The organism is Rhodovulum strictum (assembly GCF_009649175.1).
GTDB lineage: Bacteria > Pseudomonadota > Alphaproteobacteria > Rhodobacterales > Rhodobacteraceae > Rhodovulum > Rhodovulum strictum.
The window spans coordinates 42,254-60,291 of record NZ_WJPO01000008.1 but is presented as its reverse complement, the minus strand read 5'-3'; the positions used below and the strand labels follow the sequence as shown (position 1 = coordinate 60,291).

15 protein-coding genes are annotated in these 18,038 nt (G+C 68.5%); 3 read left to right on the top strand and 12 right to left on the bottom strand.

Annotated elements, in window-relative coordinates:
• Positions 1-17: 17 nt before the first annotated feature.
• The 7 genes from GH815_RS07250 to GH815_RS07220 all read right to left on the bottom strand — a co-directional run bounded on the left by GH815_RS07250 (position 18) and on the right by GH815_RS07220 (position 8,063).
• Entirely contained in the window at positions 18-1,001 is a 984-nt protein-coding gene (locus tag GH815_RS07250; protein ID WP_153748097.1) for an SLAC1 anion channel family protein, read from the bottom strand.
• A gap of 21 nt (positions 1,002-1,022) precedes the next feature.
• Positions 1,023-1,382, bottom strand: a complete 360-nt coding sequence (locus GH815_RS07245; protein WP_153748096.1) for a DUF5368 domain-containing protein — start codon at positions 1,380-1,382, stop codon at positions 1,023-1,025.
• Positions 1,383-1,394: 12 nt separating this feature from the next.
• Complete coding sequence (locus GH815_RS07240; RefSeq protein ID WP_153748095.1) at positions 1,395-2,714, bottom strand: NAD(P)/FAD-dependent oxidoreductase; 1,320 nt, start codon at positions 2,712-2,714, stop codon at positions 1,395-1,397.
• Positions 2,715-2,858: 144 nt separating this feature from the next.
• Complete coding sequence (locus GH815_RS07235) at positions 2,859-3,602, bottom strand: phosphoadenylyl-sulfate reductase (protein ID WP_153748094.1); 744 nt, start codon at positions 3,600-3,602, stop codon at positions 2,859-2,861.
• A gap of 160 nt (positions 3,603-3,762) precedes the next feature.
• Positions 3,763-4,983 carry an efflux RND transporter periplasmic adaptor subunit gene (locus tag GH815_RS07230; protein ID WP_153748093.1) on the bottom strand — a complete coding sequence of 407 codons (1,221 nt, stop codon included), beginning with the start codon at positions 4,981-4,983 and terminating at the stop codon, positions 3,763-3,765.
• A 3-nt stretch (positions 4,984-4,986) separates the two neighbouring features.
• Positions 4,987-7,350 carry an ABC transporter permease gene (locus GH815_RS07225; RefSeq protein WP_153748092.1) on the bottom strand — a complete coding sequence of 788 codons (2,364 nt, stop codon included), beginning with the start codon at positions 7,348-7,350 and terminating at the stop codon, positions 4,987-4,989.
• Positions 7,351-7,355: 5 nt separating this feature from the next.
• Positions 7,356-8,063 carry an ABC transporter ATP-binding protein gene (locus GH815_RS07220; RefSeq protein WP_153748091.1) on the bottom strand — a complete coding sequence of 236 codons (708 nt, stop codon included), beginning with the start codon at positions 8,061-8,063 and terminating at the stop codon, positions 7,356-7,358.
• A 123-nt stretch (positions 8,064-8,186) separates the two neighbouring features.
• Between GH815_RS07220 and GH815_RS07215 the strand changes: the two genes are divergently transcribed.
• The 3 genes from GH815_RS07215 to GH815_RS07205 all read left to right on the top strand — a co-directional run bounded on the left by GH815_RS07215 (position 8,187) and on the right by GH815_RS07205 (position 10,376).
• Positions 8,187-8,966 carry an HAD-IIB family hydrolase gene (locus GH815_RS07215; protein ID WP_153748090.1) on the top strand — a complete coding sequence of 260 codons (780 nt, stop codon included), beginning with the start codon at positions 8,187-8,189 and terminating at the stop codon, positions 8,964-8,966.
• Between the two features lie 78 nt (positions 8,967-9,044).
• On the top strand, positions 9,045-9,362 hold the full coding sequence (locus GH815_RS07210) for an HPF/RaiA family ribosome-associated protein (protein ID WP_153748089.1): 318 nt from the start codon (positions 9,045-9,047) through the stop codon (positions 9,360-9,362).
• 126 nt (positions 9,363-9,488) lie between these two features.
• Positions 9,489-10,376 (top strand): CHAD domain-containing protein, encoded by an 888-nt coding sequence (locus GH815_RS07205; protein ID WP_170290313.1) that lies wholly within the window; start codon positions 9,489-9,491, stop codon positions 10,374-10,376.
• A 24-nt stretch (positions 10,377-10,400) separates the two neighbouring features.
• On the opposite strand, the gene GH815_RS07200 is transcribed toward GH815_RS07205, so the two are convergent.
• From GH815_RS07200 to GH815_RS07180, 5 genes are all read right to left on the bottom strand, one after another.
• Positions 10,401-11,357, bottom strand: coding sequence for a UDP-2,3-diacylglucosamine diphosphatase (locus GH815_RS07200; protein ID WP_153748087.1), 957 nt, complete (start codon positions 11,355-11,357; stop codon positions 10,401-10,403).
• A complete protein-coding gene (locus GH815_RS19160) occupies positions 11,354-12,475 on the bottom strand; it encodes a glycosyltransferase family 4 protein (protein WP_343030708.1) in 1,122 nt (373 codons plus the stop codon). The genes GH815_RS07200 and GH815_RS19160 overlap by 4 nt, the downstream gene beginning before the upstream one ends.
• A gap of 218 nt (positions 12,476-12,693) precedes the next feature.
• A complete protein-coding gene (locus GH815_RS07190; protein WP_153748085.1) occupies positions 12,694-14,571 on the bottom strand; it encodes a methyl-accepting chemotaxis protein in 1,878 nt (625 codons plus the stop codon).
• Positions 14,572-14,736: 165 nt separating this feature from the next.
• Positions 14,737-15,630 carry a transglutaminase family protein gene (locus GH815_RS07185; RefSeq protein WP_153748084.1) on the bottom strand — a complete coding sequence of 298 codons (894 nt, stop codon included), beginning with the start codon at positions 15,628-15,630 and terminating at the stop codon, positions 14,737-14,739.
• Positions 15,631-15,634: 4 nt separating this feature from the next.
• A complete protein-coding gene (locus GH815_RS07180; protein WP_153748083.1) occupies positions 15,635-18,037 on the bottom strand; it encodes a circularly permuted type 2 ATP-grasp protein in 2,403 nt (800 codons plus the stop codon).
• Between the last annotated feature and the right edge of the window lies 1 nt (position 18,038).

The following is an 18,038-nucleotide window of genomic DNA, read 5'->3' as shown; positions in this document are numbered from 1 at the left end:
CCCCGAACCGCCATCCCCTATTCCGGCCGGCAGATCTCGCCGCGCGCAATCGCCAGCCCGGTGCGCCCGACCAGAGCCGCGATCACCGCCACCAGCAGCACCAGCAACCCGCCGCCCAGCCCCTTGTGGAATGCCGAACCCATCGCCTCGGCATAGACGAAGGTCGCCACGGTCAGCGCCGCCAGCGGAAAGGACAGCGCCCAGAAGGACAGCGCAAAGGGCAGCCGCAGGATCCGGGGCAGTTGCGTCGTCACGATCAGCCCAAAGACATAGGCCGCGTGGATCAGGAACATCGCCAGCTGGTCAAGTTCGCCATTCAGCCGCATCCAGGCGATGAAGCCGACCGCAGGCGGCGCGATCAGGATCACCAGCGTCGGTTGCAGGCGGCTCGGCAGCGGTTCGTGAAAGGTCAGCCGGTTCATCACCAGCGTCAGCAGCACCACCCAGAACAGCAGCCCGCCCGAAAAGAACAGCCACGAGATTTCCAGGTATCCCAGCGGCGCGCCCGCAATCGGCACCAGGATGTTGCCGACCGCGGGAATGAACCAGGCCGCGTTCATCTGCCCCGGCTTGAAATCGCGATGCCCGATCCAGTCCGCGATCACCAGCAGCGCCAGCCCGCCCTGAAGCGCGGTGCCGACGATCCAGATCGGTTCGGCCAGCGCCGGGTGTTCGGCCAGCAGCGCGGTCGCCAGCAGGATCAGCGAGATCGAGACCGTCGGAAAGAAGGCCAGCCTGACCGGATGGTGCCATTCCGCCACCGCGCTCCGGAAATGAAGCGCAAGTTTCAGCCCATAGCCCGTGGCCACCGCCACCAGCAGCAGCACCGAGGCGATCAGCGCAGCGCCCGACAGCGCCCCGCTCAGCCCGAAGGCCCGTTCCCCGGCATGCAGCGCCAGCGTCAGCCCCAGCATCCCCATGACCGTGGCAAAGAAGGTGATCGGGTAATGGGCCAGTCGGCTTTCGGGCTGGCCCGCCCCGGTTTCGACGGATGCGTTCATCGCGGTCGCGATCCCCTGTGATCAGTTTCGGTTCTTGCCGGGCTGGCGCATGAACGCCTGGGCCACATAGACCAGAAATGTCAGGCCACCCGCCCCCGCAACCCCGATCATCAGAACGACGATCACATCGATCGGCCCGCCGATATCGGAAAAGCCCGAACTGGTGATGTATTGCACGAACAGGATCGCCGCGATCGCCCCGATCGGCGCGGTCAGTTCGGCGCGGGCCAGGTAGCGGCCCTCGATCGTGCGGTCGCGGATCAGCACATACAGAAAGGCCACCGTGATCAGCGCCGCGACCACGACCATGGCCCAGAACAGCCAGGGGCCATACATCTCCTCGAACACGGCGATCAGGGTTTCAAGCGTCAGTTCCTTCATGGTCCGTCCTCCTCAGGCCTTGCCGCGCAGCATCGCGTTATAGGTGGCCTTCAGCGCCACCTCCTTCATCAGCCAGGAAATCCACAGCTCTTCCAGCGGCGCGATCACGCCGGGGAACGAGGGCACCAGATTGTCCTTGTAGTCGAATTCGATCAGCATCGCGCGGCCGACCCGGGTGATCATCGGGCAGGAGGTATAGCCGTTGAAGGCCGCCGGGCTCAGCCTGCCCTCGATATCGGCCAGCAGGTGATCCTCGACCACCGGCACCTGCCACTTGACCGAGGCCGCGGTCTTGCCCTTGGGCACCCCGGCGATGTCGCCGATGGCGAACACGTTGCGATAGCGCACATGGCGCATGGTCGCCTTGTCGACCTCGGCCCAGCCCTGCGCCCCCCAGGCACCCTCCTGCCAGGGCAGGGGCGAATTGCGGATCACGTCGGGCGCGATCATCGGCGGGATCACGTTGGTAAAGTCGTAATCGGTCTCGATATCGCCATCGGGCGTGGCGAAGGTAAGGATCCTCTTGCCCGGGTCGATGGCCTTCATCACATGGTTGTACTGCACCCGGATGCCCCGGTCGTCGAACAGCATCCGCACCTTCTCGTTCACGATGGGCACCGAGAACAGCGCACCGCCATGGGCGTGATAGTGAACCTCGACCCGGCCGCGGCTGCCCTTGCGCCGTGCGTAATCGTCGGTGAGAAAGGCGTATTTCAGCGGCGCCCCGGCGCATTTCATTTCGGTGGCCGGGCGGAACAGCACCGCCTTGCCGCCCTCGTCGGTAAAGCGGTTCAGCGCGCCCCAGGTCGCTTCGGCCTGTTCGGGGCCGGCATAGACCGCGCCGATGCCATTGGTGCCGACCAGGTTCATGTCAAAGCCCTCGACCGCGTCCCAGTCGAGTTTCAGCCCCGTGGCCAGGATCAGGAAGTCATAGCCGATGCTCTTGCCGCCGGTGGTGACGATCCGGTTCGCCTCGGGGTCGATCTCGGCCGCCGCTTCATCGACCCACTCGACGCCGCGCGGCAGCCATTCGGCGGTGGAGGACACCGAGTATGCCGCCGGTTTCAGCCCCGCCGCGATCAGCGTGAAGCCGGGCTGGTAAAGGTGGCGCTTGCGCGCGTCGACGATGGTGATCGTCGCGCCGTCAAGGCGCTGGACAAGGCGGCTGGCGATGGCGGTGCCCGCCGCGCCCGCGCCCAGGATCACGATCCTTGCCGAACTGGTCACCTTCTGCGCGCGCGCAGGTGCCCCCGTTCCGGCCAGTGCCATCCCCCCGGCCGCCATACCGAGAAACCCGCGCCGCGATAGGGCGATTCGATCCGGGTGGTCCATCGGTCTCCTCCTGTGACATTCGCATTCTTGCATGTGTATGCGCATGTATACGCACCAATGCGGAGCTATGTCAAAGATTCATATTTGCGCAGACCGAAAGTTCTGGCCGCAATCCGGCGCCGCGCGGGCGCCTGCCGGGGCGCGTCACTCCCGGCCGGGCCGGGCGCGCGCGAAACGGCCATCGGGGCCCAGATGGATGCCGCATTCGGTCTTGTCGGGATTGTCCGCCCATCGCCCGGCGCGCAGCGCCTCGCCGTTGCACACGGGCCGCGTGCAGGGCGCGCAGCCGATCGAGGCATAGCCGAGGTCGACCAGCGGATGGCGGGGCAGGTCATGGGCCGCGAAATAGGCCGCCAGATCGGCCTCGGTCCAGAAGGCCAGCGGGTTCACCTTCAGGTGGCTGCCGTCGCGCTCGATGGCAGGCAGGGCGGCCCTTGTCGCGCCCTGATAGCGCTTGCGCCCCGAGATCCAGGTGGCGACCCCCTCCAGCGCATCGGCCAGCGGAAAGGTCTTGCGCAGGGTGCAGCACATGTTCGGATCGCGGGCGTGCAGCCGCCCGTCCGCATCCTCGTCGGCCAGCGTCGCGGGATCGGGCCGGACGGTCACCAGGTTCAGCCGCAGCCGCTCGGCCAGCAGGTCGCGATAGGCCAGCGTTTCGGGGAAATGGCAGCCGGTGTCGATGAACAGCACCGGCATGTCGGGAAAGATCTGCGTGACCACATGCAGCAGCACCGCGCTTTCCGCCCCGAAGGACGAGACCAGCGCCATCCGCCCAAGCCGCGGATCGCGCAGCAAACCCGCCATGTCCACATGGCCCAGATCGGGCAGATGGTCGGATTGCAACGATTCAAGCAGCGGATCGGACCCGCCCGCGGGCCAGTTCATCATCGCGCGACACCTCGCCGGTCCGGGCGCATGCCGCGCCCCCGGCACGCCCTATAGCAGAGCGCCTTGAGGCCCGGAACAGGCGCGATCCGGGGCCGAAAGCCGCGCGGCAATCGCCCGCTGGTCGTTGTCATGGCGCTGTCATCGAAGCCTGCCTTGGAGGTCATTCCAGCGTGGCGCGATCCACGACCGCCGTTCCGTCGCCGATCCGGTCCGAGGGGTGGGTCACGACCGCAAGCCCCGGTTCAAGCCCGTCCAGAACCTCGGCCATGCTCTCGCCCCGGCGGCCGATCTCGACCGGGGTCAGCCGCGCGATGGCGTTCTCGACGGCAAAGACCGCCCAGCCGCCATCGCGCCGGAACAGCGCCGAAAGCGGCACCTGCACCGCATCCTCGGCCTGCCATTCGACGATGCGCAGGAACACGGCGAAGCCTTCGCCCAGCCCCGCGCGGTCCTCGGGCGGGGTCAGGATGTCGAAGCGGGCATCGACCCGCTGTTCCTCGATCCCCAGCGCCGAGACCTTGGTGCGGGCCACGGGCTCGATCTTGCGCAGCCGGGCCTCCAGCGTCGCGCCGCCGCCCCAGCGCTCGACCATCGCCCGCGCGCCGGGTTGCAGCCGCACCGCGTCCGAGGACAGCAGATCCGCAACGATCTCCAGATCGTCGGGCCGCCCGATGGACAGAAGCCGCGTGCCGATGGTGACGGGACGTTCCGAAATCACGTCGATTTCCAGCACCATACCGTCGATGGGCGCATGGATCTGCACGCAGCATTCCCCCGCCGGCCCGCCCAGACCATCGACCGCAGGCGCGATCAGCGCGGCGCGGGCGCGTTCCAGCGCGCCATCGGCCATGGCCAGCCCCGAATTCGCGGCATCACGGGCCGCCCGGGCGATGGCAAGCTGCTGGGTCGCATCCTCCAGCCGGGTAAAGGTGGCAACCCCGCGTTCGACCAGCGTCTGCGCGCGCTCGAACTGGGTTTCGGCATAGCTCAGATCCTCGTCGGCCTTTCTCAGCCCGCTTTCGGCCTGCGCGCGGGCGGCCTGCGCCTCGCGTACGGCGGCTTCGGCCTGAACACGGCTTCGGCTGTCCAGCAGGCTGGGGGCGGTCGGCTCGACGATGGCGACCACGGTTTCGCCGCGGATCACCCGCTCGCCCACCTCGACGGGCGAGCGCAGGGCAGTGCCGGTCAGGGGCGCTGCAACCTCATAGATGTCGCGGATGCGCGTCTTGCCATCGGCATTCACGGTGACCTGCATCGGCCCGCTTGCGACGACATGCAGATCGACCGGCACGGCTTCGGTGCGGAAGGCGGTATAGATCAGCCCCCCCGCAAGCGCCGCGCCCAGCCCGATCAGGATGATGTTTCGTGCCGGAACCTTCATGCCTCACTCCCGCGTCTTCATCACCGCCACAAGATCCAGATTGTCCAGCCGCCGCCGCACCACCAGCACCGCAACGACGCAGGCGGCCAGCACCACCAGGCTGGCCTGCGCGAATGTCGCCGGTTTCAGCACCAGAGGAATCGCATAGAGATCCGAGGTGAAGCCCCCGGTCATCGACCAGGCGATGGCCCAGCCCAGCACCCATCCCAGCGGCTGCGCCGCCAGCGCCAGCACCAGCGTTTCCCCCATCAGGATCGCCGAAACCTCGCCCCGGCTGAAGCCGAGGATGCGCAGACTGGCCAGTTCGCGCGCGCGTTCCGACAATTGTACCCGCGCCCCGTTATAGGCCACGCCCACGGTGATCAGGATGGCGATGGTGGCATAGATCGTCGTCATGATGACCACGTTCTCGGCAATGGTGTCCTCGAACGAGCGGCGGCTTTCGGTCAGCATGATCGTTCCGGCAAGGCCGGGCATCTCCTTCAGCCGCGCATGCAGCGCGTCCTCGTGCTCCTCGTCGATCAGCAGATTCGCGGTCGTAACCCGCGGCGCCTGCCGGAACAGCGCGTTCACCGTGTCGAAATCCATATAGGCGCCAAGGCCGAAATACTGGGTGACGTGACCCGCGACCGGCAGCAGGAATGTCTCGCGCCGGGCGCCCAGGAATTCCACCTCGATCAGATCGCCGGGCTGGGCGTCCAGTTGCGCGGCCAGCCGGTCGGCCAGCAGGATCGTTCCGGGCGGGGGCGCGACCACCCGGCCCGCCCCGTCGATCACGCGCGACAGATCGCTTTCGGGCGGGCGGGCCTCGATGGCAACCTGCTTGGTCAGATGGCCGTGGCGCAGTTCCGCGGCAAGGTAAAGCTGGCCCTCGACCACCAGAACGCCGGGCAGGCGGCGGATGTCCTCCAGCACGGAAACCGGCATGTCCTCGGTGAACAGCAGCATCGTGTCCTGCCGGTTCGACTGGGAAAAGGCGACGTCAAGTATCTCGTCCAGCGCGTCATCGGTAAAGGTGGCGGCGACCATGACGGCAACCGCCAGCGCCAGGCCCAGCGTGGTCAGCCCCGCCCGCACCGGCCAGCGCAGGATCGAGCGAAAGACCATCATCGCCGGTTGCGACAGCCGCAGCGCCCCAAGCGCCCGGTCGAACAGGCTGCGGCTGTAGCGCGGCGGGGCGGGCGGCTGCATCGCGATGGCGGGCGACAGCCGTGCCGCGGCCAGTGCCGAACGCCCGGCCCCCAGCCCCGCCGCGGCCAGTGCAATGGCCGCCGAAATCGCATAGGCGTCATAGGAGACGCGGAAGATCAGATAGGGAAAATCGAAGAAATCGGCGTAAAGCCGGGCCAGCGCATGCGCCAGCCAACTGCCCGCGCCAAAGCCCAGCACGATGCCCGCAATCGCCACCAGCCCGGCCAGCATCAGGTAATGCTGGCACACCTCGGCATCCGAATAGCCCACCGCCTTGAGCAGCCCGATCTCGCTGCGTTCCAGCGCGATGATGCGGGCCAGCACCATGTTCACAAGAAAGGCCGAGATGCCGAAGAAGACGGGCGGCAGCACCATCGCCAGCGTCTTGAGCTGCATGATCTCGGCGTCGATGAAGCTGTTGGACAGTTGCGTTTCCTGCCCATAGGCGCCGAATCCGCCATAGCGGTCCAGCAGGTCGTCCAGCCGGTCGATCACCTCGGCCGTCTGCGCATCGCGCGTCAGGCTCAGCGCGACCGAGTTGAACGCGCCGGTCATGTCGAATGCCGCGGCCGCGGCGCGTTCGGGCATCCACAGGATGCCGAAGGCGGCATTGTCGGGCATCATCTGGCCCGGCCCGATCGTGTAGATGAATTCCGGCGACAGCATCGTGCCGGTGATCGTCAGCCGCCGTTTCTGCCCGTTCAGGTTGGCCTCGAAACTGTCGCCGGGCACAAAGCCGTTGGCCCGCGCAAAGGGCTCGTTCACGGCAACCTCGTCGGTGGCGTCGGGGCCGGGCAGGCGGCCCGCGCGCAGAAGCGGGATGTTGAGCTGCGGCAGCCCCCCGTTCGGCAACGAGATCACCCGGCCCACCGCGGTCTGGGTCCGGCCGGGAATGTCCAGGATCACCGAGCCGACGACGCGGGTCTCGACGCTGGCCACGCCCGGGATCGCCGCGATCTCGGCCTCCAGCGTGGCGGGGGCGCGGCGGGTTTCGGCAAAGACATCGGCAAAGCGGTTGCGCTCGTAATAGGCGGCGCGGGTGTCCTCCAGCGCGTTATACATCCCGAACGAGGTCAGGAAGATCGCGACGCCGCAGCCCAGCACCAGCGCAATCGCCAGCGCCTGCGCCCAAAGTCGCCGGAAGTCGCGCAAAAGCTTGATGTCCAGCGCCTGCATGGCCCTCACCAGTCGATATCGTGGGGGGCAAGGCGGGTTTCGTTCGTCTCGACCGAGACGATGCGCCCGTCCTGGAACCGCACGATCCGGTGCGCCATCTGCCGGATCGCGGCGTTATGGGTAATCACGACAATCGTGGTCCCGAAGCGTTCGTTGATGTCCTTCAGCACCTCAAGCACCTGAACCCCGGTCCTGCTGTCCAGCGCGCCGGTGGGCTCGTCGCATAACAGCACCTCGGGCCGCTTGGCGATGGCGCGCGCGATGGCCACGCGCTGCTGTTCGCCGCCCGACATCTCGGCCGGGAAATGGTCCAGCCGGTCCGACAGACCCACCAGCCCCAGCGCTTCGGCCGGATCCATCGGGTCGCGGGCGACATCGGTCACAAGCTGGACATTCTCGCGCGCGCTGAGCGAGGGCACGAGATTGTAGAACTGGAACACAAAGCCCACATGGTCGCGCCGATAGCGCGTCAGCCCCCGTTCCGGCAGCGCGGTCAGGTCGATGTCCTTGAACCAGACCTTGCCCGAACTTGCCCGGTCCAGCCCGCCCAGAATGTTCACAAGCGTTGATTTCCCGCTGCCCGACGGGCCAAGCAGAACCGCAAGCTCTCCGGCAAAGAGCTTCAGATCGACACCGGCCAGCGCATGCACCCTGACGTCGCCGGTGTCGTAGACCTTGCTCAGGGCCTCGGTGCGAAAGATCGGACGGTCCATGATCGCCCCCTTGCCGGTCAATAAGGCAGCCCTTGGCATATGTTTCAAGGGGGCGGCGGGGTGGCCTTGTGCCCCATGGCCGGGCTAGGATGCTGCCAGCGCGAACAACCCCGGATCCCCCCGATGCCAAGCCCTCCCCTTGTCGTCTTCACCGATCTTTGCGGCACGCTTCTGGATCACGAGGATTATTCCCACGATGCCGCCGAACCCGCGCTGGCGCGGCTGCGCGCGGCGGGGGTGCCGGTGATCCTGGTCTCGTCCCGAACGGCCGCCGAGATTGCACCGCTGCGTGCCGATCTGGGGCTGGCGGACCATCCCGCCATCATCGAGAACGGTGCGGGCCTGCTGGAACCCGGCGCCGCGGCGCCCGAGGACCGTGGCCGATATGACGAATTGCGCGCCGCGCTGGGCCGGCTGCCCGCCTCGCTCAGGGCGGGGTTTCACGGCTTCGGCGACTGGGATCTGCCGATGATCGCCCGGCGCAGCAACCTGCCGATGGCCGAGGCTGAACTGGCTGCAAAGCGGCGGTTTTCCGAACCGGGGCTCTGGCGCGGATCGGATGCGCAAAAGGCGGCATTCCTGGACGCGCTGGCCGCGATGGGGGTGCAGGCGCGCGAGGGCGGGCGGTTTCTCAAGCTGTCCTTCGGCGGCACAAGGGCCAGCCGCATGGCCGAGGTTGCCGCACGTTACGGAACCCCCTTCACCGTCGCGCTGGGTGATGCGCCCGACGATGCCGATATGCTCGAAGCCGCCGATCTGGGCCTTGTCATCGCCAATCCGCATCGCCCGCCCCTGCCGCCGCTGGCGGGCGAGGCCGAGGGCCGGATCCTGCGCATCGACGCGCCCGGCCCGCTGGGCTGGACCATCGCGATGACCCACGTCCTTGACGCGCGGGGGCTTTGACACGGGCCTCAGGGGGTGGCGTTCGGCGGGGGCAATGCCTAGGTGAAGGGGAATGTCAGGCACAGGAGGCACCGCGACATGCAGTTTCAGTTGAATACCGATTCCCACATCCATGGCGACGAGCGTCTGGCCGATATCGCCAGCGAGATCGTGACCGCGGGGCTTGGCCATCTGACCTCCCGGCTGTCGCGGGTCGAGGTCTATCTGACCGATGCGAATGCCGCCAAGGGCGGGTCCGATGACATCCATTGCAAGCTCGAGGCGCGGCCCGAGGGTCTGAAGCCGCACACCGTCACCCATAACGATGCCAATGTCGAGGCCGCCCTGCGCGGCGCGGCCCGCAAGATGCGTGCGCATCTGGACAGCGAATTCGGCAAGCGCGCCGAGCGGCGCTGATCCCGGTGCCAGTGCCCGGCCCGGTCTGCGGCCGGGCACCTTGGCGATCGCCGGTCGTTAACTAAATGTCATATGATCCGGCTACCGCTGCGATGCGCATCAGCGCGCGAAGCACGGGACGAATTCATGGCCTATCGGTTGAAACGCACGGACGAGACCTGCGAGGCGGCGCTGCGGCGCATCGCCACCGAGGAGATCGACGCCGCGCTTGCCGAAATCGACGATGCCGGGATGGATCTGCACGACAAGATCCATGAATTGCGCAAGCGCGCCAAGCGGTTGCGCGGGTTGATCCGGCTGGTCCGGCCATCCTTTCCCGCCTATGCCGCCGAGAATGCGGCGATCCGCGACGCGGCGCGGCGGCTGTCGGGGCTGCGCGATTTCGAGGGCATGATCGAAACCGTCGACAAGCTGGCCGCCGCAACCGGCGATGCGGGGCTCGGCCCGCTGCGCGCCCATCTGGTTGCAACCCGCAACGCCGCGGTGGCGGGTGGCGATGTGGCCGCCGATCTGGCCGTCTTCCGCGCCGAGATGATGGCGCTTCGCGCCCGCGTGGCGGACTGGACCCTGACCGCCAACGGGTTCAAGGCGCTGCGGCCGGGTATCGACAAGATCTTCGACCGCGCCCGGCAGGACCGCCGCCTTGCCGCCGAGACGCCCGAGACGGCGGTGATCCATGACTGGCGCAAGGCCGTGAAATACCACTGGTATCACACAAGGCTGTTGCAGCCGATCGACCCCGCGCGGATGGGCCGTCGCGCAGGCCAGGTGCGCACGCTGTCCGAACTCCTGGGCGATCACCACGATCTTGCCGTGCTGGATGGCTGGATCGCCGGGGCCGACGCCTTGACCGGCGGTGCGGCAGAGCGCGACCGGCTGCGCGACCTGATCGCGGCGCGTCAGGCCGCGCTCGAGGCCGAGGCGCAGGCGCTGGCGGCGCGGCTGTTCGCAAGCCCGGCCAGAAAGATGTCGCGCCGCTGGAAACACCTGTGGAAGGCGTGGCGCGCCGCCTGACCGGCCCCGCCGCGGATCGCCTGCTCAAAGCTGACGGACCGGCGCCTCGCCCCGCCCGGTCATGGCCGAGGGCAACCCGCTGCCCAGCGGCGCCCAGAGCCGGTGGATCAGCCGCACCAGCCGGGCGGCATCGGCGCTACAGATGCCCGGCTTCTCGGGCGGCAGGCAGCGGGTCGAGGGTTCACCGGGCGCAACGCGCATCGCGGGCCATGTGACCATCTCGAACTTGCCGTCCAGCGTCTCGATCACCGCGCTATGGCTCTCGCCCGGACGCCGCGCGCCGGTCCATGAGCCGCAATTGGCAAAAAGCAGCCCGCCGCGCTCGACCAGCCCGGCAACATGGCTGTGCCCGCAGATGATCCCGTCCATCCCGTCCTCGGCCGCCCGGCGCAGCGCGCTGTCGGTATAGCGGCCCAGAAGCGTCAGCGCGTTGGTCGCAATCGCCTTGCCCAGCGACCAGCGCATGCGCCGCCCCCTGACCAGCACCGTCTGCCCGCGCGGCCGCACCAGCGCCTTTTCCCCCAGCCAGGACCACGCCCGGTCGGCCAGCTTGGACGTGCCGCGGATCAGCGCGCCGTCGAACTGGTCGCCATGCATCACCAGATAGCGCCGCCCGTCGCCCGCCCGATGCACGATCCGCTCGTCCACCCGTATGCCATAGCGGCGCAGTACCAGCGGGCGGAACAGCACCGCCAGGATATCCCGCAGCTTCTCGTCATGGTTTCCGGTCAGCAGCGTCACCCGCACGCGCCGCCGCCGCCGGTCCAGCAGCAGATCGACCAGCGTGCTGTAATCCTGCGTCCAGTGCCAGCGGCTTTCCAGTTTCCAGCCGTCCAGCACATCGCCCACCAGATAGAGATGCTCGAATTCATGCGCCTGCAAAAAGGCGTTCAGCCCGCGGATATCGCTGCCCTTGTAGCCCAGATGCAGGTCCGACACGAAGACGGAGCGCACCCGGCGCGGGGCAGCGGCGGGGCTCATCCGGCCATGTCCGCGCAGTTTCGGGCAAAGATGCGGGCCGCCTCGTCCCAGCTGTACTGGGCGCGGACATGGTCGTGCCGGTCGGCCCGGCTGCCCGGCGCCGCCAGTGCGCGGGCAACCGCCGCGGCCAGATCCTCGTCGATCGCGCCCAGCCGCGGATCGCCGCCGACGATGTCGCGCGGCCCCAGCGCGGGAAAGGCGGCCACCGGAATGCCGCAGGCCAGCGCCTCGATCACGACGATCCCGAACGTGTCCGTGCGCGAGGGAAAGACAAAGGCATCGGCCGCGCGATAGGCATCGGCAAGCGGCGTGCCGGTCAGGGTGCCGCGAAAATCGACCTGCGGATGGCGCTGGCGCAGCGCGGCCAGCAGCGGGCCGTCACCCACCACGACCTTTCGCGCCGCGCCGGGCAGGGCAAGGAAGGCCTCGATATTCTTTTCGGGCGCGACCCGCCCGACATAGAGCAGCACCGGCGGATCGGCCGTCTCGGGCCGCGCGGGCCCGGGATGGAACAGGTCCAGGTCCACCCCGCGCGACAGCCGCACGAATCGGTTCGCAAAGCCCCAGCCGCGCAGCTTTTCCTCAAGCGCGGCGGTCGCGACATAGACATGATGCGCCCGCGCATGGAACCGGCGCAGGGCGGCGATGGTCATTGCGCCCGTGGCGCCGCGCAGGGCGCCCGGCGCGCGCAGGGCGACATAGGCGGGAAAATCGGTGTGAAACGCGGTCGAGAACGGCACGCCGCGGGCCAGGCACCAGCGCCGCGCCATCCAGCCCAGCGGGCCTTCGACCGGAATGTGGATCGCATCGGGGCCGAACGCCTCGATCATGTCGGCAAGCCGCCGGTAGAAGGGCAGCGCCAGCGGTATCTCGGGATAGGAGGGCAGCGCCAGGCCGGGAAAGGCCGCCGGGCCGATCACCTGCACCGCATGGCCCGCGCCGCTCAGGCGTGCGGTCAGGTTCTCGTAGGTCCGCACGACGCCATTGACCTGGGGCTGCCAGGCATCGCTGACGATCAGGATCCGGAGAGGCCCGGCCGGACGGGTTCGGGCGGGCGGCGCGGCCGGTCGGGCGCGGGGATCGGCTGGGGCGAGATCGAGCGTCACATCGAGCGTCACGGGCAGGGCGCATCCCTTGCTGGTCGGGCCGCCACCGGGCGACCGCTTCTGCGCCTTCAGCTAACCCGGCCGCGTGACAGGCATGTGTCAGCGCTGCAACGCATGTCATACCGGAGGCGGTCGCGTGACATTATTCCCATCGCATTCCGGTTGCCGCCCGGGGGCTGGGGCGCGCAGGTCTTCGCGCCCGCGCCCCGGCATCCCGGGTGGGAAGACGTCTAGAGGTAGCGAACCGCCCGCCCGCCATGCCGGGCAAAGGCCGGTTCGTCGCGCGTGCCCGAAACCCGGGCGGCTCCCGGCGGGCCGGACCTGTCGGGCACCGCGCGCATGGCGGTTCCGGTGCTGCGCCGGACGCGGAAGCGCGACACCATCTGTTCCAGCGTCTCGGCCTCGTGGCGCAGGGTGGCGCTGGCGGCGGTGGCTTCCTCGACCATGGCGGCGTTCTGCTGCGTCACCTGGTCAAGCTGCGTCACGCCCACATTGATCTCGCCCAGGCCCACCGATTGTTCCTGCGCGCCTGTGGCGATGCCCGAGACCAGGTCGGCGATGTTCGCCACGCGGCCCACGATGTCGCTCAGCGCCTCGCCCGCGCGGTTGACCAGCGCCACGCCGGATTCGACCTGATCCGAACTGGTGCCGATCAGGGTCTTGATTTCCTTGGCGGCGTCGGAACTGCGCTGCGCCAGTGCCCGCACTTCCGATGCGACGACCGCAAAGCCGCGCCCGGCCTCGCCCGCCCGCGCGGCCTCGACGCCCGCGTTCAGCGCCAGCAGGTTGGTCTGGAACGCGATGTCGTCGATCACGCCGATGATCTGGCCGATCTCGTCGGATGACCGCTTGATCTCGGACATCGCGCCGATCGCATCGCTCACCACCCGGCCCGAGGCTTCGGCATCGCCGCGCGCGGCTGACACGACCCGCTCGACCTCGGCCGCGCCATCGGCGGCGGCCCGCACGCTCGAGGTCAGCTCGTCCAGCGCGGCGGCGGTTTCCTCCAGCGTCGCGGCCTGGTTCTCGGTGCGCTGCGACAGTTCGCCGGAGGCAGAGCCGATCTCGCCCGCGCGGGTGCGAATCTCGGTCGCGTTCTCGACCAGCGACGCGATCAGCTCGTTCAGGGTCTCGATGGTGCTGTTGAAATCGGCCCGCAGCCCTTCGTATTCGTCAGGAAACGGCGTTTCCAGCGCATGGGTCAGATCGCCCGCGGCCAGCCGTTCAAGCCCGGTGCGCAGGATCTCGACGATCTCGACGGTCTCCTGCTGGCGTTGCCGGGCTTGCGCGTCAAGAACCCGGGCAGAGGCCAGCTTTGCGCGGAAGGCATCGGCGCTGCGGGCAATCGCGCCGATCTCGTCCCGGCGGCCGGTATGGGGAACTTCGGTGTCCAGATCGTCGCCGGCCATCCGTTCGAAGGCGCGGCCGAGGGCGGGAAGGGGGCGGAAAAGGACGTTCAGCATGGCCAGAAGCAGCGCCACGCCAAGCACAATCAGCAGCCCCGACACGAGCAGGCTGGCCCATCGCTGGGCGGCGATGGCGCTGTCGATCCGGCTGCGGTCGATGCCGACATAGAAGATCCCCAGAACCTCGCCCGTCGGTGCAAGGATGGGCTGGTAAAGGGTCAGGTAGGGCTTGCCGAGGATCTGCGCCTGGCCCGTATAGCGTTCGCCGCGCAGCATCGCGGCATGAACCGGATTGTCGCGCCCCAGCACCGTGCCGACGGCGCGCGTGCCATCGTCCTTGCGGATATTGGTCGTGATCCGCACGAATTCGCCCCGGGCGGCCTCCCACGCAAAAAGCGTCGCGGTCTCGCCCGAGATCGCGCCGGCCCGGTCGATGACGTCATGATCGCCGATCTCGGGCAGCCGGTCCCACGTGACCCGCTGCACCGTGCCATCGGCCGCGGCTGCAACCTCGATCCCCTCGAAGGCGGATCGGAACCGGTCGATCACGATTCGCAGCGACACCGCCTGTCGGCTGAGCGCTGCATCCTGCATCGCCTTGGCGGATTGATGGTGCAGGACAGCCGCCTGGGCGACGCAAAGCGCCAGAAACAGCAACCCCGTGCCCAGCGCGAGCAGCGCTTTCAGTGACAGACCCTTCACGTTCGTTCTTTTCCTTGATGAAGCCGCAGATTCTGTGATGACCCGGAAAAGCTAACATGCCGTGAAACCCCGGCCGGAATTCGCCGCGCGCGCGGCAGGGCGGCGGCATTGACGCGGCATCTGCGCGACCGGGGGCATGGGGGCGCGTCGCCCTGCGGCGGCGGCTTATCCGCTGCGGCCCTCGCAGGGGATGACGTCGACCTTGTGCGCGGTCGTGTGCGTGCCCTCTGTCCTGAGCGAGCCGCGCACGGGGGCGACATCGGCGTAATCGCGCCCGATGGCTACCGAAACGTGGTCGGTTCCCACCAGCAGGTCATTGGTCGGGTCGATCTCGATCCAGCCGGTTTCGGCGCCGCACCAGGCGCGCACCCAGGCATGCATCGCATCCGCGCCTTCCAGCCGGGGCTGGCCCGGCGGCGGCCTGGTCCGCAGAAAGCCGCTGACATAGCCCGCCGGGATGCCGACCGCGCGCAGCGCCGCGATCGTCACATGGCTGATGTCCTGACAGACGCCGCGCCGGGCCTCGAAGGCCACGATGGGCGGCGTCGTGACCTCTGTGGCTTCGGGGTCGAACTCGAATCGCTGGTGCAGCGCATGCGAAATGGCGCGGGTTGCGGCCAGCGCCGACATGCCCGGCTTGACCAGCGCATCGGCGAAGGCCGCGATCCGGGGCTCGTGGTGGATGCGTTCGGAATTGCCCAGGAAATGATGCGGCACCGTGGGGCCGATGCCCCGGATCGCGGCGATTTCCTCGCCCAGCCGGCCCAGATCGGTCGACAGGTCCAGTTCGGGGCCGCCGCCCAGCCGTCGCACCCGGCCGGCAAAGCGAAAGGCGATCTCGGTCAGCGGCCGGTCATGGGCGATCTCGGTCGTGGCATTGCCGAAGAAATCGGCCCCGTCGCGGCGGAAATCGGGTTCGGGATCGGTCGAGACGCGGCCCGAGACCAGATGCTGGTCTGCCCCGGTCAGGGGCAGCATGCGCAGGATCGTGCGGCTCGACCCCGCGGGCGCGGCGTAGGCATAGGTGATCTCGAGCCGGATGTCGTAGTCGATCGCCATGGGTCTAGCTCAGATAGCGCGCGGTCAGCGCGTCAGAGATGTCGCGGATCGCCTTGCGGGTCTCCAGAAGCCGCTCGGGGGTCATGTCGTCGGGCGCGGCCACCGACAGATCGGTGTGAACCAGCAGGATGCGCCGGGCCAGATCGGTCATCGTCCCGCCCTCGCGCGCACGGGTCAGCATCGCCTCCTGCTCGCGCAGCACGTCGAGCTGGAACAGCACCGAACGCGGGTTGTCGACGTCCAGCGCCAGCAGGTCGACGACGGTGTTGCAGCCGGTGGCCATCGGATAGCGGCGGCGATGGGTCATCACGCTGTCGCCCACCTCGACCGCGACATCCAGACTGCCCGGCGGCGCGTCCGGGGCGGTAAAGGTCGCCAGCGCCGACAGCATCTGGTCGGCCCGTTCCAGCGCGCGCCCCATGGTCAAGAAGCGCCAGCCGGCAAAGCGGAACATGTTGTCATGCACCAGCCCGGCAAAGCCCGCCAGCTTGCGCAACAGTTCCGTCATCCGCCGCGCCGCCTGATCGCCAGGCCGCACCCGGTTGAACATGCCATGCGCGGTAAAGGCCAGATCGGTCAGCGCGTGCCAGCCATCCGTCGAGAACCGGTCGCGCACCTTGCCCGCGCAGCCCTGCGCCGCGTCGAACAGATGCAGTACACCCGCGGGCAGGGGCTCGTCCGGGTCAAGGTCGTAGCCTTCGAGATAGCGTTCGAGATAGTCGATCAGCGGCATCTCGCGATGGCCGACCTCCTCAAGCCGCAGGTGATAGGCGCGCAGCTCGCGCACCCGCGCCTCGGCCCGTTCGACATAGCGACCCAGCCAGTAAAGATTGTCCGCCGCGCGGCTGGGCAGGACGCCGGGCAGGCGGCGCACGAAGGGCCCGTTATGCTGCAGGGCAAGGCTTTCGGGCGTGACCGGGGCATCGCTGACCACCCAGACATCGGCGACCGAGCCGCCATTCTTCATCGCCAGCGCGGTGGGATCCTCGGTGCGCCCGATGCGGGCATAGCCGCCGGGCATCACCGCCCAGCCGCGCGGCGTGCGCGCCAGGAAGACCCGGATCAGCATGGGCCGGGGCACCAGTTCGCCCTCGATCATCGCGGGGGTGGTGGACAGCGTGACCGCCTCCTGCCCGACAAGCTGGGCGCCATCGGCCGCGATCCAGGCGCTGATGGGTTTCTGCGCGCTGCCCCGGAAATCGCCGCCCAGCGCGGTCAGGGCATCGACCTCGAAGGGCAGGTCGGTCGACAGCGCCCGCCCGATCATCATGCGGTGCAGGTTGTCGGTGACATAGGCGCGTTCGGCGGGCTGGCCGCACCACCAGGTCGCGATATTGGGGATCTTCAGCGCCGCGCCGGTCAGCCGCTCGCAGATCCGCGGCAGGAACGCCATCATCGCGCGCGCCTCCAGCACGCCCGAGCCCAGGCAGTTGAGCATGGTCAGTTCCTGCGCCCGCAGCGCCGCGACCATGCCCGGCGTGCCCAGCGCCGAGCTTTCGTCAAGCTCCAGCGGATCGGCAAAGCGCGAGTCAAGCCGCCGCCACAGCACGCTGACAGGTTGCGGCCCGTCGATCGTGCGCACCGCAAGCCTGCCATGCTCGACCTTCAGATCCTCGCATTCCAGCAGCAGGAACCCCAGATAGCGGGCGATATAGGCATGCTCGAAATAGGTGTCGGTATGCTGGCCCGGGCTCAGGATCGCGACCCGGGTCGCGCTTTCGCCGCGATGTTCGTTCATCGTGTCGCGAAAGGCGCGGAAAAAGCCCGCCAGCCGCCGGACATTGGCATTCGGGAACAGGTCCGGAAAGACCCGCGACGTCGCCATCCGGTTTTCCAGCGCAAAGCCCGAGCCCGACGGCGCCTGTGTCCGGTCGCCCAGCACCAGCCACGACCCGTCCGGTGAGCGGCCCACCTCGAAGGCCAGGAAATGCAGGAAATGGCCCGAGCGCGGCCGGATGCCCACGACGGGGCGCAGCCATTCGGGATTGCGCGCCACCAGATCCGCGGGCAACAGCCCGTCCGCCACCAGATCGCCCGGCCCGTAAAGATCGGCCATGACCCGTTCCAGCAGGTCCGCCCGCTGGATCAGCCCCTCGGAAAGCCGCTGCCATTCCTCGTCGGCGATCATCACGGGGATATGGCTCAGCGGCCAGTCGCGCAGGGTCGAGCCGCCCGAACTGTGCTGGCGGTAATAGACGCCCGTATCGTGCAGGTGCTGGTCGCCCCGGGAAAAGCGCTGGACCAGTTCTTCCGGGGTCTGTCCGGCCAGCAACTCGATCAGCGGCTGCCAGACCGGCCTGATCCCGCCATCGGGCCGCAGCATCTCGTCGGCAACGCCCGGCGGCGGGCGATAGCCCTGCAACAGCGCGGCCGCGGGATCCTCGGCCTTATGGTCGGTCGAGCCCATC

What these genes read in the sequence shown, in the direction of transcription:
- GH815_RS07225 (WP_153748092.1), bottom strand. Translation starts at nt 7,350, where the DNA reads ATGCAGGCGCTGGACATCAAGCTTTTGCGCGACTTCCGGCGACTTTGG.
- GH815_RS07240 (WP_153748095.1), bottom strand. Translation starts at nt 2,714, where the DNA reads ATGGACCACCCGGATCGAATCGCCCTATCGCGGCGCGGGTTTCTCGGT.
- GH815_RS07220 (WP_153748091.1), bottom strand. Translation starts at nt 8,063, where the DNA reads ATGGACCGTCCGATCTTTCGCACCGAGGCCCTGAGCAAGGTCTACGAC.
- GH815_RS07250 (WP_153748097.1), bottom strand. Translation starts at nt 1,001, where the DNA reads ATGAACGCATCCGTCGAAACCGGGGCGGGCCAGCCCGAAAGCCGACTG.
- GH815_RS07180 (WP_153748083.1), bottom strand. Translation starts at nt 18,037, where the DNA reads ATGGGCTCGACCGACCATAAGGCCGAGGATCCCGCGGCCGCGCTGTTG.
- GH815_RS07215 (WP_153748090.1), top strand. Translation starts at nt 8,187, where the DNA reads ATGCCAAGCCCTCCCCTTGTCGTCTTCACCGATCTTTGCGGCACGCTT.
- GH815_RS07185 (WP_153748084.1), bottom strand. Translation starts at nt 15,630, where the DNA reads ATGGCGATCGACTACGACATCCGGCTCGAGATCACCTATGCCTACGCC.
- GH815_RS07235 (WP_153748094.1), bottom strand. Translation starts at nt 3,602, where the DNA reads ATGATGAACTGGCCCGCGGGCGGGTCCGATCCGCTGCTTGAATCGTTG.
- GH815_RS07230 (WP_153748093.1), bottom strand. Translation starts at nt 4,983, where the DNA reads ATGAAGGTTCCGGCACGAAACATCATCCTGATCGGGCTGGGCGCGGCG.
- GH815_RS07200 (WP_153748087.1), bottom strand. Translation starts at nt 11,357, where the DNA reads ATGAGCCCCGCCGCTGCCCCGCGCCGGGTGCGCTCCGTCTTCGTGTCG.
- GH815_RS07205 (WP_170290313.1), top strand. Translation starts at nt 9,489, where the DNA reads ATGGCCTATCGGTTGAAACGCACGGACGAGACCTGCGAGGCGGCGCTG.
- GH815_RS07210 (WP_153748089.1), top strand. Translation starts at nt 9,045, where the DNA reads ATGCAGTTTCAGTTGAATACCGATTCCCACATCCATGGCGACGAGCGT.
- GH815_RS07245 (WP_153748096.1), bottom strand. Translation starts at nt 1,382, where the DNA reads ATGAAGGAACTGACGCTTGAAACCCTGATCGCCGTGTTCGAGGAGATG.